Genomic DNA, 16,524 nt, shown 5'->3' on the forward strand with positions numbered 1-16,524 from the left:
ATCTCTCTCCTTGGTTCGTCCGTGCGTGGGATCGCACGCACGGTGGTTCGGACGGGTCGTGCTCAGGAGGGGTCGTTCAGCCGCGCCCGGAGCACCGGGGCGATGACGGCCATGGCCTCGGGCCGGGTGATGGAGCCGTGGTCGCAGTCGACGTCGTGGACCTCGACGGTGCCGTCCACGTACGGCTCCCAGGAGCGCGGGGACAGGCCGAGTTCGTCCGCGGTCCTGGTGGCGCGGAAGAGGAGGATGTCGCCGGTGAACCGGTCCGGGGTGAATCCGTCGCCGATGCCGGCGAAGTTCCTGACGACCCGGAACATGCTTTCCACCCGCTCCAGCGGCAGGGCGCCGACGGGCGAGCCGGCGGCACGCAGCCGCGCCATCACGTCCTCGCCGTCCAGCGGGCCGTCGTGCGGCGCCTCGAGGCCCGCCGTCTGGAGCAGTTCGGCCAGGAAGCGCTGCCTGCTGTGCGGCTCGGTGTTCACCGGGACCGCGTCCACCGGGTAGCCGTCGAGGCTGCACAGCAGTGCCACGTGCTCGCCCTGCCGCTCCAGCCGCGCGGCCATCGCCTGGGCGAGGGCCCCGCCGAGCGACCAGCCGAGGAGGTGGTACGGGCCGTGCGGCTGGATCTCGCGCACGCGGCGCAGGTAGTCGTCGACGACCTCGTCGATGCTCCCGGGCAGTGCGTCGCCGTCGCGCAGACCGGCCGCCTGGAAGGCGTAGATGGGCCGGTCGCGGTCGACGACGGGGATGAGCGCGGAGTACGGCCAGCTCAGGCCGGTTCCGGGGTGGACGCAGAACAGCGGCGGCCGGGCACCGTGGGGCCACACGGGCAGCAGCACGTCCAGGTCGTCGCCCTCGTCCAGCTCGAAGAGCCGCTCGGCGAGCGCCGCGGCGGTGGGGGCGCGCAGCACCGTACGGAACCCGATGTCCGCGCCGAACTCCCGCCGGACCCGCTCGGCGACCTGCGCGATCAGCAGCGAGTGACCGCCGAGGTCGAAGAAGTTGTCGTCCGCCGCCACCGAGGACAGTCCCAGGACGTCCGCGAAGATGCCGCACAGGATCTCCTCGCGGGGCGTCTGGGCGGGCCGGCCGCGGCCGGGTGCGGCCGGGTGCTCCGGGGCGGGCAGGGCCCTGCGATCGAGTTTGCCGTTCGGGGTGAGCGGCAGCGCCGGAAGGATCACGAAGGCCGACGGGATCATGTGGTCCGGGACGGACTCGGCGAGCCGGGCACGCAGCCCGGCGGCCTCCGGCCGGGCGCCGGGCGCGGGTACCACGTAGGCGACGAGCCAGGGGTCGCCCGGCCGGTCCTCGCGAAGCACCACGGCGCACCGCGCCACGTGTTCGTCCCGGTCGAGCACGGTCTCGATCTCGCCGGGTTCGATGCGCAGGCCGCGCAGCTTGACCTGGTCGTCGGACCGGCCCAGGTACTCGAGCACCCCGTCCCGGCGCCGGCGTGCGACGTCACCGGTGCGGTACATACGGGTGCCGTCGGCGGCGAAGGGGTCCGCGACGAAGGAGCCCGCGGTCAGTCCCGGCCGGCCGAGGTATCCCCGGGCGAGCTGGACGCCGGCGAGGTACAGGTCGCCCGGGACGCCCGGCGGCACCGGCTGCAGGGTGTCGTCCAGCACATACAGGCGGGTGTTCCACACCGGCCGCCCGATGGGCACCGGCCGGTCCGTACCGTCGTCGGCGCAACTCCAGTGGGTGACGTCCACCGACGCCTCGGTCGGGCCGTAGAGGTTGTGCAGTTCGGCGTCGCACAGGCGCAGGAAGCGGTCCTGCAGTTCGCGCGGCAGCGCCTCGCCGCTGCACATCACATGGCGCAGCGGGGTGCCGAGCAGGTTCGTCTCGTCGCGCAGGAAGACGCGCAGCATCGAGGGGACGAAGTGGGCGGTGGTGATGCGCTCGGCACGGATCAGTGCGGCCAGGTAAGCGGGGTCCTTGTGCCCGTCCGGCCGGGCGACGACCAGGGTCGCGCCCTCGGTCAGCGGCCAGAAGAACTCCCACACGGACACGTCGAATCCCGCCGGGGTCTTCTGCAGGACGCGGTCCTCTGCCGTGAGGCGGTACCGGTCCTGCATCCACAGCAGGCGGTTGACGATGCCCGCGTGCTCCACCACCACGCCCTTGGGGCGGCCGGTGGATCCGGAGGTGTAGATGACGTACGCGGGCGAGGCCGGGGTGAGCACCGCACCCCGCTCGGCCGCCGTGACGTCACCGTCCGGCAGGGCCGCCAGCGCCTCCCGCACGGCGGGGTCGTCCAGCGCCACGACCGGGCATGCCCCGGGGCGCGGGAGGTTGCCGGCGGCGTCCGCGCCGGTCAGCACCAGGACGGGCCGGGCGTCGTCCATCATGTGGGCCAGCCGGTCGGCCGGGTGGCCGGTGTCCAGCGGCACATAGGCGGAACCCGCCTTCAGCACGGCCAGCAGGGCGACGACCAGTTCGAACGACCGGGGCAGCGCCACGGCCACGAGCCGCTCCGGTGCCGCGCCGTGCGCGATGAGCAGCCGGGCCAGCCGGTTGGCCCGCGCGTTCAGCTCCGCATACGTGAGGCTCTCGCCCTCGAAGACCAGCGCGGTCCGCCCGGGGTCGAGTGCCGCCCGCCGCTCGAAGAGGCCGACGAGGGTGGTTTCCGGTACGTCATGGGCGGTGTCGTTCCACTCGGTCAGGATCCGGTGCCGTTCGGCCGGGTCCAGCACCGGCAACGCGCTCAGGCACCGGTCGGGCTCGGCGACGGTGCCGTGCAGGACGCGGACCAGGCGGTCCACCAGCGACTGTGCCGTGTCCGCGTCGAACAGGTCGGCGTTGTAGCGCAGCACGCCGTCGATGCCGTCCGGGCCGCCGTCCGCCGTGAGTTCCTCGCTCAGCTCGAAGCCCAGGTCGAACTTGCTGACGTCCAGCGCCACCGGCTGCGGGGAGACGGTCAGGCCCGGCAGCCGCAGTTCGGTGTCGCCGGTGTTCTGCAGGGTGAGCATCACCTGGAAGAGCGGGTGCCGGGACAGCGACCGCTCCGGGTTCAGCACCTCCACCAGGCGTTCGAAGGGCACGTTCTGGTGTGCGTACGCCTCCAGGTCCTGTTCGCGCACGCGGCCGAGCAGTTCCCGGAAGGAGGGGTCGCCGGAGAGGTCGGTGCGCAGCACCAGCGTGTTCACGAACAGGCCGATCAGCTCGTCGAGCAGGTCGTCGGTGCGGCCGGCGATCGGTGTGCCGACCGGGATGTCCGGGCCGGAGCCGAGCCGGTGCAGCAGCGTCGCGACCGCGGCCTGGAGGACCATGAACAGCGTGGTGCGGGTCTCCCGGGCGAGCGCGGCCAGGCTCCGGTGGGTGGCGGCGTCCAGGGTGAAGACGACGGTGCCGCCACGGCCGGAGAGTTCCGCGGGCCTCGGCCGGTCCGACGGCAGCGGGATCTCCTCCGGCAGGCCGGCCAGTGCGCCGCGCCAGTAGTCCAGCTGGCGGGCGGCCACGCTGTCCGGGTCGCTCTCCTCGCCCAGCATCTCGCGCTGCCACAGGGCGAAGTCGGCGTACTGCAGCGGCAGTTCGGGCCAGTCGGGGGCCGTTCCCGCACAGCGGGCGGTGTAGGCCAGGGAGAAGTCCCGGGCGAGGGGGCCGAGCGACCAGCCGTCCGCGGCCAGGTGGTGCGCGGTCAGGACGAGCACGTGCTCGGCGGCGCCGAGCGAGAACAGATGGGCGCGCACGGGGACGTCGTGCACCAGGTCGAACGGGCGCATCACCTCCCGCGCCAGCCGCTCCTGCAGCTCCGGCGGCGTCGTCTCGGTGTGCGCCAGCGGCATCGGGGCGTCGGGCAGGATCACCTGGCGTGGCCGGCCGGCCGACTCCGGGAAGACGGTGCGCAGGCTCTCGTGCCGGGCCACCAGGTCGTCCAGCGCCGCCTGGAGCGCCGCCCGGTCCACCGTCCCGTCGATCTTCATGGCCGTGGGGATGTGGTAGGCGCCGTGGTCACCCATCCGGTAGAGGAACCACAGGCGCAACTGGGCGAAGGAGAGCGGCAGTTCGGCGGGGCGCTTCCGCGCCTGCGGGCGCTCGCGGACGGCACCCGCGGCGGACAGCAGGCCGGCGAGGGCGGCGGGGGTCGGCCGTTCGAACAGGGCGCGGATGGCCAGTTCCACGCCGAGTGCGGCACGCACCCGGGACACCAGCCGGGTGGCGAGCAGGGAGTGGCCGCCGAGGTCGAAGAAACTGTCGTCCGGACCGACCCGGTCGACCCCCAGCACGTCGGCGAACAGTCCGCAGAGGATCTCCTCGTGGGGCGTGCGCGGGGCGCGGGCGGGACCGGTCGCGGTGTCGGGGGCGGGCAGGGCCTTGCGATCGAGCTTGCCGTTGGCGGTCATCGGCAGCGCGTCCAGCACGACGAGGAGCGAGGGCACCATGTGCTCGGGCAGCCGGCCGGCCGCGTGCGCCCGGATCCGTGCGGGGTCAAGTCCCTTGCCGGGCGCGGCGACCACGTACCCCACCAGGCGCCGGTCGCCGTCCTGGTACTCGCGTACGGCGGCTGCGGCCTGGGCCACGGCCGGGCTGTCGGCCAGGGCGGCCTCCACCTCGCCCAGCTCGATGCGGAAGCCGCGCAGCTTCACCTGGTCGTCGGTGCGGCCCACGTAGTCGAGGTCGCCCTCCTCGCGCCGACGGACCAGGTCGCCCGTGCGGTACATCCTGCTGCCGGGCGGGCCGTAGGGGTCGGCGAGGAAGCGCTCGGCGGTGAGTCCCGGGCGTCCCAGGTAGCCGCGGGCCACGCCCGCCCCGGCCAGGTACAGCTCGCCCTCCTCGCCGTTCGCCACCGGCCGCAGAAGGCGGTCGAGCACCAGGGCACGGTAGTTGGTCAGCGGGCGGCCGATCGGCGGGGCCGTGCCGTCGACCGGCTCCCCGGTGGACCACTTGGTGGCGTAGACGGTCGCCTCGGTCGGGCCGTAGACGTTCGCCAGGAGTGCGGGGGCCAGCGCCCGCTGGATGTCGGCCGCGGCCTGGGCGCCCAGTCGCTCGCCGCACAGCACGACCGTGTCGGGCCTGACGTGCACATCGCCCTGGGTGACGAGCTGGGCGAGCGCCGAGGGGACGGCGCTCACCAGCGTTCCGGGCGGGTCGTCGGCCGCGCGGGAGGACAGGGCGAGCAGGTCCTCCAGTACCTCCAGGGTGCCGCCGGACAGCAGGGGGCCGAACAGCTCGAACACCGACACGTCGAAGTTGAGCGATGTCGTCAGCAGCACGCGGCGCATCCGGTCGGCGCCGATCTCGTCCCGGGCCCAGGCCGCCAGGTTCGTCACGTTCCCGTGCGTGACCATCACGCCCTTGGGACGGCCGGTGGAGCCGGAGGTGTAGATGACGTACGCCAGATGGGCGGGCAGGAGCGCGGTGGTGCGGTCGGTGTCACGGACGTCCCGGCCGGGGCCGGCGGCGCAGGCCTCGACGGTGGCCGGGTCGTCCAGCCGGATCAGTTCTCCGGCGCCGTCCGGCAGCCTCCCGGCCACGGACGACTCGGTGAGCACCAGCGCCGGTGCGGCGTCCTCGAGGATGTAACGGAGCCGGTCCGCTGGGTACTTGGGGTCGATGGGGAGATAGCCCGCGCCGGCCTTGAGCACGGCGAGCACGGCGACGATCATCCGCTCGGAGCGGGGCAGGGCCAGAGCCACGAGCCGGCCGGGGCCGGCGCCGCGCCGCAGCAGCAGGTGCGCGAGCCCGTTCGCGCGCGCGTCGAGTTCCCCGTACGTCAGCCGGCGTTCGCCGTGGATCACGGCGACGTCCTGCGGGGTACGGGCCGCCTGCTCCTCGAACATCGCGGGCACGGTGGTGGCGGGCAGCTCGCGCTCGGTGGCGTCCGGCTGTGCGGCCCTGTGCCGCCGGACGTCGGCAGGCAGGTCGTCGACGCGGCCCACCAGCTGCCCGGGGTCGGCGGCGACCGACTCGAAGAGCCGGGTGAGCCGCGCGGTGATGTCCCGTACTGCGGCCTCGTCGAACAGGTCGGGGCGGTAGCCGAGTTTGAGCATCATCCGGGGGCCGGGGGCCAGGGTCAAGGTGAGCGGGTAGTGCGTGGCGTCGCGCCCGGAGCCCGCCGTCACGCTGGCGCCGGCGAGGGCGGACTCGACCCCGGCGGTGTCCACCGCGTAGTTCTCGAACAGCAGGAGCGTGTCGAACAGCGGTCCGTGGCCGGCCTGGGCCTGAATGTCCGTCAGCCCCAGGTGCTGGTGGTCCATCAGCCGGATCTGCTGCTCGTGCAGCCGGTCGAACAGGCCGGTGAGCGGCTCGGCCGGGTCGAGGGCGACCCGCACGGGCAGGGTGTTGATGAAGAGCCCGACCATCTGCTCGACCCCCGGTATCTCGGGGGGCCGGCCGGAGACGGTGGTGCCGAAGACCACGTCGTCCCGGCCGGTCAGGGACGAGAGCAGCAGTCCCCACACGCCCTGCACCAGGGTGTTGAGGGTCCAGCCGTGTCCGCGTGCCAGGGCGGTCAGCGCGGTGGTCAGTTCCTCGGAGAACGTCGCCTCGAAGCTCTCCGGGACACCGGTGAGGGCACCGGGGTCGCGCGGCGCCAGCAGCGTCGGCCCGGCCAGGCCCGCCAGTTCCTCGCGCCAGGCCGCCTCGGCGGCGGGGCGGTCCTGCTTGCCCAGCCAGGCGAGGTAGTCCCGGTAGGGGGTGGCGGGCGGCAGGCCGGAGGCGTCGCCCTTACGGTGATACAGCTCGAACAGGTCACGGATCACGATGGGCGACGACCAGCCGTCCATCAGGATGTGGTGCTTGGTGACCAGCAGCCGGTACTCCCCGGCGCCGCAGGTGACGAACGTGAAGCGCATCAGGGGCGGGCGGGCCATGTCGAACCGCCTGACCCGGTCCTCGTCGACCAGGCGCCGCAGCTCCGCCTCGCGCTCGGCGGCACCGAGCGCGCTCAGGTCGTGCTCCGTCCAGCGCAGGGGCACCTCGCGCCGGACGATCTGCACGGGGCGCTCGCCGCCCCGGTCCCGGAACCCGGCGCGCAGCACCCCGTGCCGGCGCAGCAGCGCCCGGGCGGCGTCGCGCAGCGCGCCGGCGTCGATGTCGCCGCGCAGGTGGAAGAGGCTCTGCACGGTGTACGGGTCCACACCGTCCTCGTCGTACAGCGCGTGGAAGAACAGCCCTTCCTGGAGCGGCCCCAGAGGCAGTACGTCCTCGATCGCGGACTTCTTCACCGGCTCATTCCCCACTCGTCGTCGAACTCGTCGAACTCGTCGTCCATCTCGTGCTCGAGTTCGTCGATCTCCTGCTGGCTGAGCGCCACCAGCGGCAGGTCGGACGGTGTGTGCCCGCCGACCGCGCCGCCGCCCTGCACATGGGCGACCATGGCCGTGAGCGCCCGCTCCCAGCACTCGGACAGCTGCCTGACCTCGTCCTGCCTGAACAGCGCCCCCGGCCAGGCCCAGGCGATGCGCAGACGGGGGCCGTCCGCGTGGTCCTCGGTGATCGCGTTGAGCGACAGCGCGTACAGCATGGGGGCGTCCGGGTCCATGAAGCCCGGCGCCTTCTCCGGCGCGGGCCCCCAGTCCGCGGCCCGGACCGCGTCGGCCATGTCGAAGCGGCCCAGGTAGTTGAATCCGATCTGCCGGGACGGATGGGCGGCCAGGGCCTCCCTGGTGTCCAGGTTGAGGTAGCGCAGCATGCCGAAGCCCAGCCCGTTGTCGGGGATGCCGCGCAGCTGCTCCTTGACCCGCTTGATCGCTTCGCCGACCGCGGCTCCGCCGTGCTCCAGCTGGTGCCGGTCCAGACGTCCGGGGTCGAGCCGGACCGGGTGGATGCTGGAGAACCAGCCCACGGTCCGGGACAGGTCCACGCCGTCGGTGAACTCCTCGCGCCCGTGGCCCTCGAGGTCCACCAGTACGGCCGTGTCCTCGCCCGCGCCACGCTGCCGGCGCCAGTCGGCGACGGCCAGGGCGAGCGCGGTCAGCAGGACGTCGTTGACGCCCGCGTTGAACGCGCCGGGCACGGTGGTGAGCAGCGGCTCGGTGGTCTCCTTGGGCACCACCTGCCACAGGCCGCCCATCGTGCGGCTGGTGTCCTGCGTCGGGTCCAGGGGGCGGTCGCTCAGCAGCGGTTCCGGGGAGCTGAGGATGCCCGACCACAGCTCGGCCTCCCCGGTCCGCTTCGCCTCGTGCGCCGAGGCGGACAGGTGGTCGGCCCAGCGGCGGAAGGAGGTCCCGACGGGTTCGAGTCCGGCGTCGCGTCCGTCGCGGGCCGCCTCCCAGGCCGCGGCGAGGTCCGCCTCGAGGATGCGCCAGGACACGCCGTCGACCACGAGGTGGTGGATGACGAGCAGAAGTCGTCCGGAGACGTCCGGTCCGGCGTCGAACCACACGGCCTGCACCATCCGGCCGTCCTCGGGGGAGACCCGGCCCCACGCGGACTCGCCCTCCGCCTCGATGGCGGCCTGCAGCGCCTGGTCCTCCAGGCCGCGGACATCGACCCGGGTCACGCAGTCGGCGGCCCGTACCGTGCCGCGCGGCGGCACGTCGAGCGACCAGTCCCCGCCCCCTTCGGGACGTGTCAGCCGCATCCGCAGGGCGTCGTGGTGGTCGAGCAGGCTCTGCAGCGCTCGCTCCAGCGGCTCCGCGCCCAGGTCCGCGGGCACCTGGAGCAGGACGGACTGCGAGAACTTCCCGATCGGGCCGCCGCGTTCGCGCAGCCGGTGGATGATCGGCGTGAGCGGCACCGAGCCGACGCCGGTGTCCGTACCGGTGCTGACCCGCCTGCCGACGGTGCTCGCGTGGGCGGCCAGCGCTTCGACGGTCTTGTGCTGGAAGACCGCCCTCGGGGTGATGACGAGACCGGCCTTGCGGGCCCGGCTGACGAGCTGGATGGAGATGATGCTGTCGCCGCCGAGGTCGAAGAAGCTGTCGTGGATGCCGACTTCGGGCAGGTCGAGCAGGTCGGCGAACAGGTCGCAGAGCACCTTCTCGCGCGGGGTGCGCGGGCCCTGCCGGGTCACCACGGCCGCGAAGTCGGGGGCGGGCAGGGCGGCACGGTCGAGCTTGCCGTGGGCGTTGAGCGGCAGCGCGTCCAGCAGTACGACCGCGGCCGGGACCATGTAGTCGGGCACCTGCTCGGCGAGGTGGGCCCGCAGGGCGGCCGGGTCCGGGCGGCGGCCGGCGGCCGGTACCGCGTAGCCGGCCAGGCGGCGCTCGCCGGGCTGGTCCTCGCGTACGACGACGGCGGCGCCGCAGACGTCCGGGTGACGCGTCAGGGCGGCCTCGATCTCACCCGGCTCGATCCGGAAACCACGCAGCTTCACCTGGTCGTCGGCCCGGCCCGCGTACTCCAGCGTGCCCTGCGCACGCCACCTGGCCAGGTCACCCGTGCGGTACATCCGCTCCCCCGGCCTGCCGTGGACGGCGGCCACGAAACGGTCCGCGGTCAGCCCCGGACGGCCCAGGTACCCCCGCGCCAGACCCGGACCCGCGATGTACAACTCGCCCACCACACCCGGCGGCACCGGCCGCAACGCCTCGTCCAGGACGTAGAGGCGGACGTTGCCCTGCGGCCGGCCGATCGGCACCGGTCCCGGGGGCAGCTCCGTGCCCGGTTCGATGCGGTACTCGGCGCAGTTGACGGTCGCTTCGGTGGGGCCGTAGACGTTGAGCACCGCCACGTCGGGGTGCTCGGCGCGCCACTGTCCGAGCATCTCGCCGGACAGGGCCTCTCCGCCGAGCAGCAGCTCCGAGCCGGGCGAGTACGCGGCGGGCAGGGCGTTGAGCAGCGGCAGGTGGCTGGGCGTCGCCTTGAGGAAGGTGACCGGCCGCTCGGCGAGCCGCGCCGTGACGGCGGGCTCCTCCTCGAGGGCGGCCAGGTGGACGCAGCCGCCGCTCACGAGCGTGGTGTACAGCGTGGTGACCGTGAGGTCGAAGGAGACCGGGGAGTGCACCAGGGCGGCTCCGCGCGCGCTGGGGTACGCCTCGGCGCTCCAGGCCAGGTAGTCCACCACCGAGCGGTGCTCCACCACGACGCCCTTGGGCCGGCCGGTGGAGCCGGAGGTGTAGATGACGTAGGCCGGGTGCGAGGGACGCAGCGCGGCGGTGCGCTCGGCGTCGGTCAGGTCGCCGTCGGCCCGGTCGCGGGTGTCCGCCTCGGCCCCGTCGAGGACGAGCGTGGGGATGTCCACGTCCCGCGGCAGCCCCGGCGCGGTCGCGGCGGTGGTCAGCAGGAGTGCGGGGGCCGCGTCGCGGAGCATGTACGCGATGCGCTCGGCCGGATAGTCCGGGTCGACGGGCAGGTACGCCGCGCCCGCCTTGAGGACCGCCAGCAGCGCCACGACCTGCTCGGCACACCGGGGCATCACCAGCGCCACGACCCGCTCCGGCCCGATCCCCCGCCCGGCGAGCAGCCGGGCCAGCCGGTTGGCCCGGCCGTGCAGCTCCCGGTAGGAGACGACGCCCCCGTCACAGACCAGCGCGTCAGCGCCCGGCGTACGGGCCGCCTGGGCCTGCAACAACTCCGGCAGGGTTACCTCGGCGACCTCCTGGGCGGTGTCGTTCCACTCGCCCAGCACCCGCGCGCGCTCGTCCTGCGACAACAGCTCCACGGAGCCGATCCGCCGGCCCGGGTCGGCGGCCACCGCCTCCAGCAGCCGTACGAAACGCTCACCGATCGACTCCGCCGTCGCCCGGTCGAACAGGTCGCTGTTGTAACGGAGTTCGCCATGGATGCCGTCGGCGGTCCGGCCGGTGGTGAGGCGCTCGGCGAGGTCGAAGCTGAGGTCGAACTTGCTGACCGCCACCTCGACGGGCTGTGGTGCGACCGTCGCGCCGTCGATGCACAGTTCGGGCTCGGGGTTGTTCTGGAGGGCGAGCATGACCTGGAACAACGGATGCCGCGCCGCGGTCCGCTCGGGCCGCAGCACCTCCACCAGACGCTGGAACGGCACATCCTGGTTCTCGAACGCCGCCAGGTCACCCTCACGCACCCGCGCCACCAGATCACGAAACTCCGGATCCCCCGACACATCGGTCCGCAACACCAACGTGTTCACGAAATACCCGACCAGATCGTCCAACGCCTCATCCGTACGACCCGCCACCGGCGTACCCACCACAATGTCCGTCCCCGCACCCAGACGCGACAACAACGCCACCAACCCCGCCTGCAACACCATGAACACACTCGCCCCCGCCGCCCGCGCCACACCCACCAAAGCCCGGTGCACCCCAGCAGGAACACTCACCCGCACCACCCCACCGCCACCACCCAGCACCGCCGGACGCACACGATCCACCGGCAGCACCAACTCCTGCGGCAACCCCTCCAACACCCCACGCCAGAACTCCAGCTGACGCCCCAGCACACTCCCCGCAACACCCTCCTCGCCCAGCACCTCCGCCTGCCACAGCGCGTAATCCGCATACTGCACCGGCAACTGAGGCCACACCGGAACACGACCCTCCAGCCGCGCCCCATAAGCAGCCGACACATCCCGCGCCAACGGCACCAACGACCACCCGTCCGCCGCAATGTGATGCACCACCAACAGCAACACGAACTCATCCACCGCACCCGCAACCGCGAACAACCCAGCCCGCAACGGCAGATCCGACGACAGATCGAACGGACGCGCCACCTCCGCCGACAACACCCCCGCCAGATCCGCCTCCGCCACCTCGCGGAACGGCAACTCCACCACCGCCGACGGCAACACCACCTGCCGCGGCACACCCCCCACCTCCGCGAACACCGTCCGCAAGGACTCGTGCCGCGCCACCACATCACCCAACGCCGCCCGCAGCACCCCACGATCCACCCCACCGGAAATCCGGACCGCGTAGGGCACGTTGTAGGCGGCGCCGCCCTCGATGCGGTTGAGGGTCCACTGGCCGTGCTGGCCGTGCGACAGCGGAAGCCGCTCCGGGCGCGGATAGGGGCGGACGCCCGGCCGGGCGCCGTCCGCGCGGGTCAGCTCGGCGGCCAGCCGGGCCGCGGTGGGGGCTTCGAACAGGGCGCCGACGGACAGCTCGGCACCGGTGACCGTGCGCACCCGGCTCACCAGACGGGTCGCAAGCAGGGAATGCCCGCCCAGGTCGAAGAAGTCGTCGTCCGGGCCGACCCGGTCGACCCCGAGCACCTCGGCGAACAGCCCGCACAGGATCTCCTCCTGAGCCGACCGCGGCACACGCCCCGCACCCCCGGCCGCCACCTCCGGCGCCGGCAACGCCCTGCGGTCCAGCTTCCCGTTGACCGTCAACGGGAACGCGCCCAGCACCACGAACGCCGACGGCACCATGTACTCCGGCAGCTTCGCGGCCACCTCGGCACGCAGCCCCGGCACCTCCACGTCCGCACCCGGCGCCGCGACCACGTACGCCACCAGCCGCTGGTCCCCCGGCCGGTCCTCCCGCAGCACCACCACCGCATCCGCCACCCGGGCGTTCCCCAGCAACACCGTCTCGATCTCGCCGAGTTCGATACGGAAACCACGCAGCTTCACCTGGTCGTCCGCACGCCCGAGGAAGACCAGCCGGCCCTGGGCGTCCCAGCGGGCCACGTCTCCGGTCCGGTACAGCCTGCTGCCCGCCGGGCCGAAGGGGTCCGCCACGAAGCGTTCCGCGGTCAGCCCCGGCCGCCCCAGATAGCCGCGGGCCAGCTGGACGCCCGCGAGGTACAGCTCGCCCGCGGTGCCCGGCGGGACCGGGCGCAGCGCGTCGTCCAGCACATGGGCCCGGGTGTTCCAGACGGGGCGGCCGATGGGCACGGGGCCGGCCGGGTCGTCCGTCCGGCAGGCCCAGGCGGTGACGTCCACCGAGGCCTCGGTGGGGCCGTAGAGGTTGTGCAACTCGGCGCCGAGGAGCGACTGGAAGCGGTCCCGGGTGTCGCCGGCCAGGGCCTCGCCACTGCAGATGACCCTGCGCAGGCCGGTGCACCGGGCGGCGGCCGGGTCGCGCAGGAACTCCTGGAGCATCGACGGCACGAAGTGCACGGTGGTCACCGCGTGTTCGGCGATCACCTCGGCGAGATAGGCCGGGTCGCGGTGCCCCTCGGGCCGGGCGACCACGAGCGTGGCGCCCTCGGTCAGCGGCCAGAACACCTCCCACACCGACACGTCGAAGCCGAGGGGGGTCTTCTGCAGCACGCGGTCGGCCGCCGTCAGACCGTACTCGCCCTGCATCCACGCCAGGCGGTTGACGATGCCGCGGTGCGGTACGACCACGCCCTTGGGCCGGCCGGTGGAGCCGGAGGTGTAGATGACGTAGGCCGGGTGCGAGGCGCGCAGCGGCGTGGTGCGCTCGTCGTCGCGGACGTCGTCGGTGCGGTGCGCGGCCAGGGCCCGGACCGTCTCGGGGGCGTCGAGGACGAGCGTGGGCACCCTGTCCGCGTGCGGTACGACGGCGTCGGCGGCCCGGCCCGTCGTGACCAGCAGGCCGGGCGCCGCGTCGCCGAGGACGTGGGCGATACGGTCCGCCGGGTAGTCCGGGTCGACGGGCAGGTAGGCGGCGCCCGCCTTGATCACGGCGAGGACGGCGACGACCATCTCGGCGGAGCGCGGTACGGCGAGTGCGACGGCCGATTCCGGGCCGACGCCCTTCTCGGTCATCAGCCGGGCCAGCCGGTTGGCGCGGGCGTTGAGTTCGCCGTAGGAGAGCGACTCGTCCTCGAAGAGGAGGGCGGTGCGGTCGGGGGTGCGGGCGGCCCGCTGCTCGAACAGCTCGGGCAGCGTCCCCCCGGGGACGGGGTGCGCCGTGTCGTTGAAGTCGGTGAGGACCTGCTGTCGTTCCCGCGGTGTGAGGGTGTCCACCGATCCCGTGCGCCGGTCGGGGTCGGCCGCCACGGCGGCGAGGATCCGCTGGAACCGGCCGGTGAGCGTCGCGACGGTGTCCGGCTCCAGCACGTCGGGGCGGTAGCCCACCCGCAGCCGGATCCGGGTGCCCGGATAGGCGATCAGGCTCAGCGGGTAGTGGGTGGCGTCCTGGCCGGTGAAGCCGGACACGCGTACTCCGTCCATCTCCCGGTCCAGGGCGGCGGGGTCCAGCGGGTAGTTCTCGAAGACGGCGAGGGTGTCGAACAGCGGGCCACCGCCGGCCTGGCGCTGGATCTGGGCGAGCCCGAGGTGCTGGTGCTCCATCAGGTCGGCCTGGGTGTCCTGCAGCCGGGTGAGCAGCGCGGCGAGCGGTTCGGACCAGTCGAGCCGTACCCGCACGGGCAGCGTGTTGATGAACAGGCCCACCATGGACTGCACGTCCGGCACCTGCGGGGGGCGGCCGGAGACGGTCGCGCCGAACAGGACGTCGTCGCGGCCGGTGACCGCGGCGAGCAGCAGGGCCCAGGCGCCCTGCACCACCGTGTTGAGGGTCCAGCCGCGGGCCCGCGCGAGCTGGGTGAGCGAGGCGGAGAGGTCCTCGGGCAGTTCGACCAGCTGCTCCTCGGGCACCACCGTCAGCCGCTGGGGCGCTCCGGGCGCCACCAGGGTCGGCTCCTCGAGCCCGTCGAGCGCGGCCCGCCAGGCCTTGGCCGCCGCGTCCTTGTCCTGCCGGGCGAGCCAGGTGAGGTACTCCTTGTACGGGGTGACCCTGGGCATGCCGGTGGCGTCGGCGTGTCGCTCGTACAGCTCGAAGAGGTCGCCGACCAGCAGCGGGAAGGACCAGCCGTCGAGCAGGATGTGGTGCAGGCGGATGATCAGGCGGTAGGTGTCCTCGGCCAGCCGCACCAGGGTGAAGCGCACCAGCGGCGGGCGGGTGAGGTCGAAGCGCCGGGCGTCCTCCTGCGCGACCAGGTGCTCGAGCGCCGCCTCGCGGTCAGCGGCGGGCAGGGCCGAGAGGTCCTCCTGCCGCCAGGGCAGCTCCACGGATGCGGGTATCAGCTGGACGGGGGTGCTCAGCTTCTCGTGCCGGAACGCGGCCCGCAGGTTGGCGTGACGGTCCAGCAGCGCTTCGGCGGCGGCCTTCAGCCGCGGCGTGTCCAGGGGGCCGCGCAGGTCGAAGGAGAGCCGGACGGTGTAGGCGTCCACCGCCGTCTCGTCGTACAGCGCGAGGAAGAGCATGCCCTCCTGCAAGGGAGACAGCGGCAGAACGTCGGTGAGACCCTGCATGGTCATGAGTTCCTCCAGTCGGATTCCAGAAGGTCGATCTCCGCCTGCGACAGCGACACCAAGGAAAGATCCGATGGAGTCCAGCCTCCGGTGTCGGTCCGGCGGACCAGGGCCGACAGGGTGTCCAGGGCGGTGAACCAGGTTTCGGCGAGATCGCGGACCCGCGACTCGGGCAGCACGCCGGCCGCCCAGGACCAGGTGGCGACGAGCCGGGGCCCCTGCGGGCCGTCCTGTGTCAGCACATTGAGTTCCAGGGAGTGGGCCAGCGGCAGGGCCTCGTCCGCCCCGGCGGTGAGCACCTCCGCCAGCGGATCGGCCGTCCACGCGGCGGCGGCTTCCTCGGTGTCCTGTCCCGGGGCGGCGAAACGGCCGAGGTAGTTGTAGGAGATCTGGGGCGTGCGGCCGGCCGCGAGTTGCGGACCGGTGTCCGGGTTGAGCCAGCGCAGCAGGCCGTAGCCGAGGCCGTGGTCCGGCAGCCGCCTCAGCTGCTCCTTGACGCGTTTGAGTGCCTCGCCCGCCACGTCCCCGAGCCGCCACAGTCCGCCGGCGCCCCGTCCCGCGTCCAGCCGGACGGGGTAGACGGTGGTGAACCAGCCCAGGGTGCGGGACAGGTCGATGTCCGGGGCGAACTCCTCGCGCCCGTGGCCCTCGAGGTCCAGCAGGACCGCCGTGTCCTCGCCGCCGCCGAGGCGCCGTCGCCAGTCGGACACGGCGAGCGTCAGCGCGGTCAGCAGGACGTCGTCGACCGTGGCGTGGAACGCCGCGGGCACCGTGGTCAGCAGCGGCTCGGTCTGCTCCGGCGCGAGCGTCCGGGTGAGCGAGCGGGCCGTGGCGGTGGTGTCGCGGGCCGGGTCGAGCGGGCGGGTGCCGATGGGCCGGTCGGGCGCCTGGGTCATCTCCTGCCACAGCGGCAGCTCGGCCAGCCGTTCGGCCGAACGCGCCGCCGTGTGCAGGCGTTCGCTCCAGGTGCGCAGCGAGGTGCCGACGGGCTCCAGTCGTGCGGGGCCGTCCGAGCCTGCCTGCCAGGCGGCCTTGAGGTCGGGCAGCAGGATCCGCCAGGACACACCGTCCACCACGAAGTGGTGCAGGACCAGCAGCAGCCGGCCCGGCCGGTCGTCTCCCGAATCCAGCCAGACGGCCCGCACCATACGGCCCTCGGCCGGCGAGAGTCCGGCCAGGGCCTGCTCCCGCTGTTCCTCGTACACCCGGCGCAGTGCGTCGTCGTCGCCCGGCGTCAGGTGGCCGATGTCCACCCGGGTGACGGCCCGCGCGGCGTCCACGGCGCCCGGCTCCGCGATGTCGAGGGACCAGCCGCCGCCCCCGGCGCCGGGCGTCCACCGCATGCGCAGGGCGTCGTGGTGGTCCAGCACCTGTTGCAGGGCACCGGTGAGCCGGTCGAGGCCGAGCCGGGGCGGCACCCGGACAAGCATGACCTGGCTGAACCGCTCCACCGGGCCGCCGCGGGCCCGCTGCCATTCCAT

The 16,524-nt window shown here is 73.4% G+C and carries 3 protein-coding genes; all 3 read right to left on the bottom strand.

Translation table 11 applies throughout. The annotated features are described in order from the left end of the window. Nucleotides 1–62: 62 nt before the first annotated feature. The 3 genes from A6P39_RS12320 to A6P39_RS45495 are packed head-to-tail and all read right to left on the bottom strand — an operon-like array spanning nt 63 to nt 16,524. Complete coding sequence (locus A6P39_RS12320) at nt 63–7,172, bottom strand: amino acid adenylation domain-containing protein (protein ID WP_275883847.1); 7,110 nt, start codon at nt 7,170–7,172, stop codon at nt 63–65. Further along, entirely contained in the window at nt 7,169–15,049 is a 7,881-nt protein-coding gene (locus A6P39_RS12325) for a non-ribosomal peptide synthetase (protein WP_275883848.1), read from the bottom strand. Before A6P39_RS12325 ends, A6P39_RS12320 begins: the two co-directional genes overlap by 4 nt. After that, nucleotides 15,046–16,524 (bottom strand): condensation domain-containing protein, encoded by a 1,479-nt coding sequence (locus A6P39_RS45495; protein WP_443053063.1) that lies wholly within the window; start codon nt 16,522–16,524, stop codon nt 15,046–15,048. Before A6P39_RS45495 ends, A6P39_RS12325 begins: the two co-directional genes overlap by 4 nt.

The sequence above is a fragment of the Streptomyces sp. FXJ1.172 genome (genome assembly GCF_001636945.3).
Lineage (GTDB): Bacteria > Actinomycetota > Actinomycetes > Streptomycetales > Streptomycetaceae > Streptomyces.